8 protein-coding genes are annotated in these 9,505 nt (G+C 65.2%); 3 read left to right on the forward strand and 5 right to left on the reverse strand.

Annotated elements, in window-relative coordinates; all coding sequences use genetic code 11:
• Window positions 1-83: 83 nt before the first annotated feature.
• The 3 genes from argB to coaBC form a co-directional block, all read right to left on the reverse strand.
• Window positions 84-971, reverse strand: a complete 888-nt coding sequence (gene argB / locus B1C78_RS06275; RefSeq protein ID WP_077278291.1) for an acetylglutamate kinase — start codon at window positions 969-971, stop codon at window positions 84-86.
• 166 nt (window positions 972-1,137) lie between these two features.
• Window positions 1,138-1,590, reverse strand: a complete 453-nt coding sequence (gene dut / locus B1C78_RS06280) for a dUTP diphosphatase (protein ID WP_077278292.1) — start codon at window positions 1,588-1,590, stop codon at window positions 1,138-1,140.
• An 81-nt stretch (window positions 1,591-1,671) separates the two neighbouring features.
• Window positions 1,672-2,901, reverse strand: coding sequence for a bifunctional phosphopantothenoylcysteine decarboxylase/phosphopantothenate--cysteine ligase CoaBC (gene coaBC / locus B1C78_RS06285; protein ID WP_077278293.1), 1,230 nt, complete (start codon window positions 2,899-2,901; stop codon window positions 1,672-1,674).
• 296 nt (window positions 2,902-3,197) lie between these two features.
• Here coaBC and B1C78_RS06290 point away from each other — a divergent pair, with 296 nt between their 5' ends.
• Window positions 3,198-4,514 carry an MFS transporter gene (locus tag B1C78_RS06290; protein WP_077278294.1) on the forward strand — a complete coding sequence of 439 codons (1,317 nt, stop codon included), beginning with the start codon at window positions 3,198-3,200 and terminating at the stop codon, window positions 4,512-4,514.
• A gap of 113 nt (window positions 4,515-4,627) precedes the next feature.
• Window positions 4,628-5,299 (forward strand): RadC family protein, encoded by a 672-nt coding sequence (gene radC, locus B1C78_RS06295; protein WP_077278295.1) that lies wholly within the window; start codon window positions 4,628-4,630, stop codon window positions 5,297-5,299.
• On the opposite strand, the gene B1C78_RS06300 is transcribed toward radC, so the two are convergent.
• The gene (locus B1C78_RS06300; protein WP_077278296.1) at window positions 5,245-7,827 is read right to left on the reverse strand and encodes a bifunctional diguanylate cyclase/phosphodiesterase; all 2,583 of its coding nucleotides are present in this window, start codon (window positions 7,825-7,827) and stop codon (window positions 5,245-5,247) included. The two genes, radC and B1C78_RS06300, sit on opposite strands and share 55 nt — an antisense overlap.
• A gap of 211 nt (window positions 7,828-8,038) precedes the next feature.
• On the opposite strand from B1C78_RS06300, the gene B1C78_RS06305 reads away from it, so the two are divergent.
• Entirely contained in the window at window positions 8,039-8,422 is a 384-nt protein-coding gene (locus tag B1C78_RS06305; protein ID WP_077278297.1) for a DoxX family protein, read from the forward strand.
• Window positions 8,423-8,517: 95 nt separating this feature from the next.
• On the opposite strand, the gene B1C78_RS06310 is transcribed toward B1C78_RS06305, so the two are convergent.
• Entirely contained in the window at window positions 8,518-9,411 is an 894-nt protein-coding gene (locus B1C78_RS06310) for a carbohydrate kinase family protein (RefSeq protein WP_425443962.1), read from the reverse strand.
• Window positions 9,412-9,505: the final 94 nt, after the last annotated feature.

A 9,505-nucleotide genomic window follows, 5' to 3' on the forward strand; every position in this document is an offset into this window, starting at 1 on the left:
CTCTTTGAATCCCCGAACCCTACCCTTTGAATCTTGAATCTTGAATCTTGAATCTTGAATTTTGAATCTTGAATTGCCCTTACTCAATTTCGAATCAGCGTCCCCACGCCCTCGTCCGTAAACAGTTCCAGCAGCACCGCGTGCTCCACGCGCCCGTCGATGATGTGGGCGGACTTCACGCCGGATTTCACCGCGTCCAGAGCGCAGGCGATCTTCGGGATCATGCCGCCGTGGATGGTGCCGTCTTCGATCAGTTCGTCCACCTGACGTGCGGTCAGCCCGGTCAGCAGCTTGCCCTGGGGGTCCAGAACGCCGGGGGTGTTGGTGAGCAGGATGAGCTTCTCGGCGTTGAGCACCGAGGCCATCTTGCCGGCCACCAGGTCCGCGTTGATGTTGTAGGCAGTGCCGTCGTCGCCCACGCCGATGGGGGCGATCACCGGGATGAAGTCTCCGGAATCCAGCATGTGCACCACCGCCGGGTCGATGCCGGCCACCTCGCCCACGTGCCCCAGGTCGATGATCTCCGGCGCATCGGCGTCCGCGCTCGCCCGTGAATGGGACAGCCGCCGGGCATGGATGAGCCCGCCATCCTTGCCGGTCAGCCCCACGGCGCGTCCGCCAAAGCGGTTGATCAGGTTGACGATCTGCTTGTTGACCAGCCCGCCGAGCACCATCTGCACCACGTCCATGGTCTCGCTGTCGGTCACTCGCAGCCCGTCCACGAAGCGCGACTCCTTGCCGATCTGCGCCAGCACTTTGCCGATCTGGGGTCCGCCCCCGTGCACCACCACGGGATTCAGCCCCACCTGCTTGAGCAGCACGATGTCCCGCGCAAAGCCCCGCTGCAGATTCTCGTCCACCATGGCGTTGCCGCCATACTTGATGACGATGGTCTTGCCCGAAAAACGCTGGATGTAGGGCAGCGCCTCGGTGAGGACGCGGGCGGTATTGGCTGCGGATTGCTGGTCCATGTTTCTGCAGACGCCTGTGGTGGGGGCTTGGGTTCGAGGCCCCATTCTACAAAGGATGAAGGATGAATGAAACCGCCCCGCCCCAACCTGCCCCATGGGGGTATGAGGCGAGGCATTCCTGATTCCACCTTCAGCCTTCCACCTTCATCCTTCGGATCGTCCGGGATCAAGAGATCCCGGACGATCCGAATCCCCCCTCCCCACGGTGGCTCTCCTCGAACGACTCCACGACCTCGAACTCCGCCTGGACTACCGGCACGATCACCAGCTGCGCGATGCGCTCGCCGGGCTGGATGACGAAAGGCTCGCGACCGCGGTTCCAGCAGGAGACGAACAGCTGGCCCTGGTAGTCGGAGTCGATGAGGCCTACCAGGTTGCCGAGCACGATGCCGTGCTTGTGACCCAGGCCCGAGCGGGGCAGGATCATGGCCGCCAGGCCCGGGTCGGCGATGTGGATGGCGACGCCGGTGGGGATCAGTTGCGTGTCGCCGGGCTCCAGGGTCAGCGCCTCATCGACGCAGGCGCGCAGATCCATGCCGGCGGAGCCGGGGGTGGCGTGGGCGGGCAGGGGGATGTCCTTGCCGATGCGGGGGTCGAGGATTTTGAGTTCGATCTTCATAAGGGCGATTCAAGATTTAAGATTCAAGATTCAAAGGGGAGGGAGTTCGGGGATCCAAAGAGGTTCATAGGGTAAACGCATTCAACCCTTTGAATCTTGAATTTTGAATCTTGAATTTGCCTCCCCCATGCGGTCCGCGATGACCGCCACAAGCTGCCGCGCCAACTGTTCCTTGGATTGCAGCGGCAGGGTTGTGCCGCCGCCCGGCCAGAGCAGCGTCAGGGCGTTGTCGTCGGCGTCGAAACCCCTGCCGCCCGAGACGTCGTTGGCGGCGATGAGGTCCAGGCCCTTCTTCATCAGCTTTGCGCGGGCATTGCGCTCGAGGTCCTGCGTCTCGGCGGCAAAGCCCACCACAAGGGGGCGTTGCGGCAACGCGGCGACGGCGGCCAGGATGTCCGGGTTGCGTTCCAGTTCGAGACTTCGACGGGCGGCGTCTTTCTTGATCTTCTGATCCGCGATGCTGGCCGGACGATAGTCCGCCACCGCGGCCGTGGCCACGAACACCTGCGCCTGCGCAACACGGCTCATGACGGCCTCATGCATTTGCTGCGCGGTCTCGACGTGTACACATTCCACCCCTGGTGGCGGAGCAATCGCGGTGGGGCCGGACACCAGCGTCACCCGGGCGCCCGCCTCCCGGGCGGCGCGGGCCAGCGCGTAGCCCATCTTCCCAGAGCTGCGGTTGGTAAGGTAACGCACCGGATCCAGGGGTTCCCGGGTGGGGCCGGCGGTGATCAGCACGGACAGGCCCGCCAGTGCACCGGTCGCGAACACCGTATCCAGGGCGCTGATCAGGTCAGGCACTTCCAGCATCCGTCCCTCACCTGTCTCACCGCAGGCCTGGTCTCCCTCGCCGGGGCCCAGAACTCGCACACCGCGCTCCTTCAGGGTGCGCACGTTGGCCTGTGTCGCCGGGTTCGCCCACATGACCCGGTTCATGGCAGGCGCGACGCACAGGGGCGCGTCGCCGGCGAGGCACAGTGTGGCGAGCAGATCGTCCGCACGTCCCTGAGCCAGGCGCGCGAGGAAATCGGCCGTGGCGGGCGCCACGAGGATCGCGTCGGCCCAGCGGGCCAGGGCGATATGGTCCATGCCCGCTTCGGCCTCCGGGTCGAACAGCGCGCTGCGTACCGGCTGGCCCGACAGGGCCTGGAAGGTGAGCGGCGTGACGAACTCCGTGGCGGCGCGGGTCATCACCACGCGCACCTCCGCCCCCGCGTCGCGCAGGCGACGCGTGAGTTCACAGGCCTTGTAGGCCGCGATCCCGCCGGTGACGCCCAGCAGGATGCGCTTCTGGTCAAGGGACGACATGGGGCGATTCTATGGCCGCGGCGCAGTATTTGGAACCATGGTCACACGGCCCGCAAGCGCGGGAATCCGCAATTGCTCGCACATGGACGCGAATTCAAGGTCAAAAGCCTGACCGCGGGGGGCGCGAAGGTATGCGCGAAGGACGCGAAGGAAATTCCATTCAAGAAACCTCGCGCCCTTCGCGCATACCTTCGCGTCCTTAGCGGTGGGGCTGTTTGCATTTCATTCGTGTCCATGTGCATTCATTTGCCGACCCCGAACGGGTATCCTCGCCGGATACCCCGGAACCCCTGCATATGATTCATACCTATCCGCCGCGGTTCCTGCGCGCGCGCTGGACCGTTTTCACCATTCTCGTGCTGGCCTACATGCTGGTGTTCTTTCACCGCATGGCGCCGGGTGTCGTGGCCAGCGACCTGTCCGCCGCGTTCGGCATCAGCGCTGCTGCGCTGGGTTCGCTGGCGGCCATGTATTACTACATCTACACCGCCATGCAGATGCCAGCGGGTGTCCTGGCCGATACCCTCGGGGCGCGCTATGCGGTGCTGCTGGGCAACGCCGTGGCCGGGGTCGGCTCGATCATGTTCGGTCTGGCGGAGACGTTCGCGGTGGCCAGCACGGGGCGTTTCCTGGTGGGACTCGGGGTCTCCGTGGTGTTCGTGGGCCTGATGAAGAGCAACAGCGTGTGGTTCAGTGAACGCCACTACGGCACCATCAGCGGCACCACGCTCCTGCTCGGCAACCTGGGTGCCATCGCCGCCACCGGCCCCCTAGCGCTGGTGCTGGTCTATACCGACTGGCGCAGCGTGTTCGTGGCCCTGGGGGTGCTGGCCCTGGCGCTGGCGTTCGCCTCGTGGTGGAAGGTGCGTGACCGGCCCGAGGACATGGGTTTCCCTTCGGTGCGCGAGATGGAGGGCCTGAGCGCCCACCCGCCCCGACAGCAGCACTGGATCGCTGACCTGCGCGACGTGCTTGCCCACCGACGCCTGTGGCCCGGATTTTTCTATGATTTCGGCATCACCGGCTCACTTTTCGGCTTCGTCGGCCTGTGGGCCATTCCTCTGCTCAGGGACGTGCACGGTCTGTCCCGGGGCGACGCCTCCGCGTACACCACCGTGGCGCTCATCGCCTTTGCGCTGGGCTGCCTGCTCTCGGGAAGCTTCTCGGACCGGCTCCGGCGCCGTCGGCCCGTGCTGATCGGGGGTGCGCTGCTCTACGCGGCCGCCTGCGGCGCGTTCCTCGTCCTGCCGTGGAGCCCGGGCCCGATGGCCCACCTGCTGTTCACTGTACTGGGGCTGTCGGCGGGCTGCTTCGTGGTCGCCTATGCGCAGGCCAAGGAAGTCACGGCGCCGGCGCTCTCGGGCATGGCCATCGCACTGGTGAACACCGGGCTGTTCCTGGGCGCGGCGATTTTCCAGCCCCTGTTCGGCTGGGTGCTGGACCTGGGCTGGGACGGCACCACGATCGCCGGGGTACCCGTCTACGCCGCCGCCGACTACCGTAACGGCCTGCTCCTGCTGTTCGGCTTCGCCCTGCTGGCCGTGGCCGCGAGCTTCGGCTTCAAGGAGACCCGCTGCCGAAATATCGCCTTGGAAGGGCGAATTCAAGGTTGAAGATTCAAGATTCAAAGTTCAAAGGATGAATGGCATCATATCTTTGAATCTTGAATCTTGAATCTTGAATCTTGAATCTTGATCTGCAACTGCGCACATGGAGGTGCAACCCCATGCCCATCACCGACTGGCCCGCGGACGAGCGTCCGAGGGAGAAACTCCTCAAGCGCGGCGCCGCTGCGCTCTCCGATGCCGAATTGCTGGCCATATTCCTGCGCACCGGCGTCGCCGGGCGCACCGCCGTGGACCTCGCCCGGGACCTGCTCTCACGCTTTGGCGGTCTGCGTCCGCTGCTGCAGGCCGACCCGGACGCGTTCTGCACGGCCCGTGGCCTGGGCGTGGCCAAGTACACCCAGCTTCAGGCCGTTGTGGAAATGGCCAGGCGCCATCTCTCGGAGACGCTCACCCGGGGCGATGCGCTGGGCAGCCCCGACGATACCCGGCGTTACCTGTCGGCGCGTCTGCGCGACTACCCGTTCGAGGTGTTCGCCTGTCTGTTCCTGGACAACCGCCACCGGGTGATCGCCTTCGAGGAACTGTTCCGGGGCACCATCGATGGCGCCAGCGTCCATCCGCGCGAGGTGGTGCGCCGTGCGCTGACCCACAATGCCGCGGCGGTGATCCTCGCACACAATCACCCCTCCGGCGTGGCCGAGCCGTCCCGTTCCGACGAGGCCGTTACCTGGCGCCTGCGCGATGCGCTGGCGTTGATCGACGTGCGGGTCCTGGATCACGTGGTGGTGGGCGAGGAACTTGTTTCGTTTGCGGAGCGGGGGCTGCTCTGAGCGGTTTCGCGGCCGGCCCTGCCCGGTGTCGTGCCTCCGAGGAAGGTGGCGAGTACCTCGGCGGGCATGGCCCGTGAATGCAGCCAGCCCTGATACAGGTCGCAGCCGATGGACCGCAGGAACGCCAGTTGGGCGGGCGTCTCGACGCCTTCGGCCACCAGTTCCAGGTTCAGGCCATGGCAGAGCTGCGCGATGGCACGAACGATCATGTCCGATTCCCGGTCCTTGCCGATGTCGTTGATGAAGGATCGGTCGACCTTCAGGCGGTCGATGGGCAATGCCTTCAGATAGGCCAGGGAGGAGTATCCCGTCCCGAAGTCATCCAGCGAGATCCGCACCCCCAGATCCTTGAGGCGGGTGAGCTGCCGGCGGGCCAGTGCCACGTCGGCCATGGCGGCGGTCTCGGTGACTTCGATGTCGAGTCGCTCGGGCACCGTGCCGCTGTCCTGTATCGCCTCCCGCAGGTGATCCACCAGGTCCTGCTGGCGGAACTGCATGGCGGAGAGGTTCACCGACATCCGCAGGGCCGTGCCCGCCCCGGCGAGTTCGGCGGCCTGCCGGCAGGCCTCTCTGATGACCCAGTCGCCCAGGGGGATGATCAGCCCGTTGCTCTCGGCCGCGGCCACGAAACGCTCGGGGGATACGCGCCCGAGTTCCGTATCCTGCCAGCGCAGCAGGGCCTCCACCCCGCGGATTTCTCCGCCGGCCACGCTCACCAGGGGCTGGTAATGCAGTTCGAATTCGGAATGCTCGAGTGCGTGCTTGAGCCGGTCCTGCAGGCGCTGCTCCTCGTGGATACGCCGGTCCAGCTCCCCGGAGAAGAAGGCGTAGGTGTTTCGCCCGGCCTGTTTGGCCTCGTACATGGCCATGTCCGCGTAGCGGATCAGGGTTTCCTCGTCCTGGGCATCCTGCGGATGGATGGCGATGCCCAGGCTGGCGCTGGTGGAGATGCTGCGACCGGTGGCCGTCACGATGGGTTGGGCGAGGGTGCGCAGGATATTCATCGCCACTGTGGCGATATCGACGACGCGGTGCATGTCGGGCAACAGCACCATGAACTCGTCTCCGCCGAAGCGCGCCACCGTATCCTCACGCCGCAGCGTGCCCTGCAGTCTGCGTGCCACCTCCTGGAGCAGCGCATCCCCCTCCTGATGCCCGAAGGTGTCGTTGACGATCTTGAAGTTGTCCAGGTCCAGCAGCATGACCGCGAGCAGTCCATGATGGCGTTCGGCGTGCGACAGGGCCTGGGCAAGCCGGTCGCGCAGCAGCCAGCGGTTGGGCAGCCCGGTGAGGCCGTCGTGAGTGGCCTGGTACTCGATCTGTTCTTCGCGGCGCCGGTATTCGGTCATGTCCCTGACGAAGGCGGTAATGCGCGAGGTGCCGGCGTCCTCGAAGACGTTGAGACTGACGTCGACCGGAAACTCCGTGCCGTCACGGCGGTGTCCCGTCAGATTGGTAAGCTGGCCCATGGGCGAGGCACCGGCATCCGCTTCGTGCTGTGTGGCGCGATGGGCCATGAGCCGAGACCTGTAGCGCCCGGGGATCAACTGCTCCACCGGCCGGCCGAGCAGGGTCGATGCGGGGTATCCGAACAGGTGTTCGATGTTGCGGTTGGCAAGCAGTATGGTGCCGTCGGAATCCGCGACCAGTACGCCGTCCGGCGCGGTGTCCACAAGCTGCTGGTAGCGGCGTTCCCGGGTTTCGATGTCCCTGCGCGCCGCGTGCAGGCGTTCCATGGGGCTGCGCACGCTTTCCAGGAACATGCCCCAGTAGATGAGCAGGTACGCCATGACCTTGTAGATGTGCCCAAGCACGAAATAGGCATCCGTGAGGTCACGGTAGATCATGAAGAAGAACTCGCTGGCGATGCTCAGGGCCACGGCGCCGCCCAGCAGACGCATGCTGGGCGATGCGAGCAGCCCGGGCCGGAATGCCATCACCACCAGGGTGATCCCGTGCAGGACGATGACGAACGCCTCGACGCCAATCTTGAACGGGGTCAGGCCCCGCTCGGCCTCGAACAGGGGCGGCACCCAGTGCTCATGCCAGATGCCGACCCAACCCACCAGTGCCACCAGCCCCAGGCTGACCGCCACGTACAAGGGGCGACGGGCCTGGCCTCTGCGGTACTCCTGCATGGGCAGGGTCACGTACAGCAGGATCGCTCCGGCCGCAACCAGACGTGCCGCGAGCCAGAAGATCAGCGTCTTCTGGGAGCTGTTCGGCGTGATCAGATCCGGCATGCCCGGATAGGCCATCAGGTGCAGGAAGTCCAGCGAGGCCACCGCCAGGAAGGCGCATGCCAGCATCAGGGAGCTGCGGGCGCGCTTCTCGTCGAGCACGTGATAGCCGACGGCAAAGACCAGGATTGCAACCACTACCGCGAACATCTCCACGGCGGTGTGAAAGGCGACGATGTGGGCGTTGGGGACCAGCACGGGCAGTTCGTCGGCCAGACCCCAGAGGATCAGGGGGGCCAGCAGAAGCAAACCGAGGATGATGCGGCTGTTCGATCGGTCGACTGGCAAGGATTTCTCCCTGTCACCGGCGGCTCTTGGTTGTCGAGGATGCGCCGGACTTGTTCTTCTTATGTGTCGCCCGGAGGTGCGGCCAGGCGCGAACCGTTTTCCATAATACTATTACGGAATTGCGGTCGGTCCAATCCTTTGACCTGGCTCTGAACGTGGGAGACACTCCGATTGTGTGTCCACGTTTGGATACGGGTCGGGGAGCCGGACTATGACGGAAGATCTGGGCAAACTCATCCTGCGCGTCACACTGGGATGGCTGATTCTCATGCACGGTATTCACAAGCTGATCCACGGGGTCAGCGGTATCGAAGGCATGATAGAAGGGATCGGTCTGCCGGGGTTTCTCGCCTATACGGTCTACATCGGCGAGGTGCTGGCACCGGTGCTGCTGATTCTCGGTTTCTACGCGCGGGTCGGGGCGGCGCTGATCGCGGTGACCATGGTGGTGGCCATTGCACTGGCGCATCCCCACGAACTCTTCGATCTGACCCGCTTCGGTGGCTGGGCCCTGGAGCTGCAGGGGATGTTCCTGTTCACTGCCGTCGCCCTTGCCCTGACGGGCCCCGGTCGGCTGAGCATCAACAGGATGTGAGAACACAGCGGAAAGTTGGTTCGCCTGCATATCTGCAGCCGCAGTAGAAGGGCGCTGAGATATGCGGGCCAGTTTCCCGGTGCGGGAGCCCGGGCCTACCAGGCCCTGCTTTGCTCGGCGTAAAACGACCGGTCCTCGGTCGTCGCGCCTCGCAGCGTGCAGACCTGCGCGGCGAATCGGGCGGCACGTTCGAGGATCGTCTCCCATCCCCAGCCCTCCATGATGCCGAGCAGGACGACCGCGCTGAAGGCATCACCCGCCCCCACCGTGTCGACGAGTCCGTCCACCGGCGGGGCGGGTTGCGAGATCACCAATCCGTCGGACGCGGCCACCAGGGCGCCTTCCGATCCCCGGGTCAGGATCACGGCCCGCAGTCCGTATCGCGACAGCAATGCCCGCGCGCCATCCTGTGGTGAACGCATGTCGCCATCACCCAGCGCGTCGAGTTCATCCTGGTTGAGTTTCACCCACGCGGAGTTTGCCACCAGTTCGCGCACGGTATCCCTGTCCCACCACGGGGCGCGCAGGTTCACGTCCATGAACACGCCGCCGCGCACGGTGTCGCGCAGGGCAGCCAGGGTTTCGCGGGAGCCGGTGTCGCGCAGCGCAAGACTGCCGTGATAGAGGATCGCGTCCTCGCGCCCCGCGATGGCCGTCAGCGCCGCTTGCCGGTCCACATGGTCGTAGGCCTGGTCGGCGACGATCTCGTAGCTCGGTTCACCGCCTTCAAGCGAGACCTGAACGGTGCCGGTGGGGTGAGCGGGATCGGTCTGCAGGCCCGAATCGTCCATGCCCCAGGCCGCCATGATGCGGCGCACATCGGCGCCTGGCCGGTCGTCCCCCACGGCACCGACGAACAACGGGTTCCCACCGAGCCCGTGGAGGTTCCACGCCACGTTGAACGGCGCGCCCCCCAGCACACGGCGATCCGGAAAGCAGTCGAACAGCACCTCCCCGAAAATGACGGGGCCTGCTGATGATGCGGTGATGGTGGTCATGGCGACAGATTAATGGAGCATACGCGAAAGGAATGAGTGGGTTTGTCAGTGGTCAGTGGTCAGTGGTCCGTTGTTGAAACCCCTT

The organism is Thioalkalivibrio denitrificans (assembly GCF_002000365.1).
Classification (GTDB): Bacteria; Pseudomonadota; Gammaproteobacteria; order Ectothiorhodospirales; family Ectothiorhodospiraceae; genus Thioalkalivibrio_A; species Thioalkalivibrio_A denitrificans.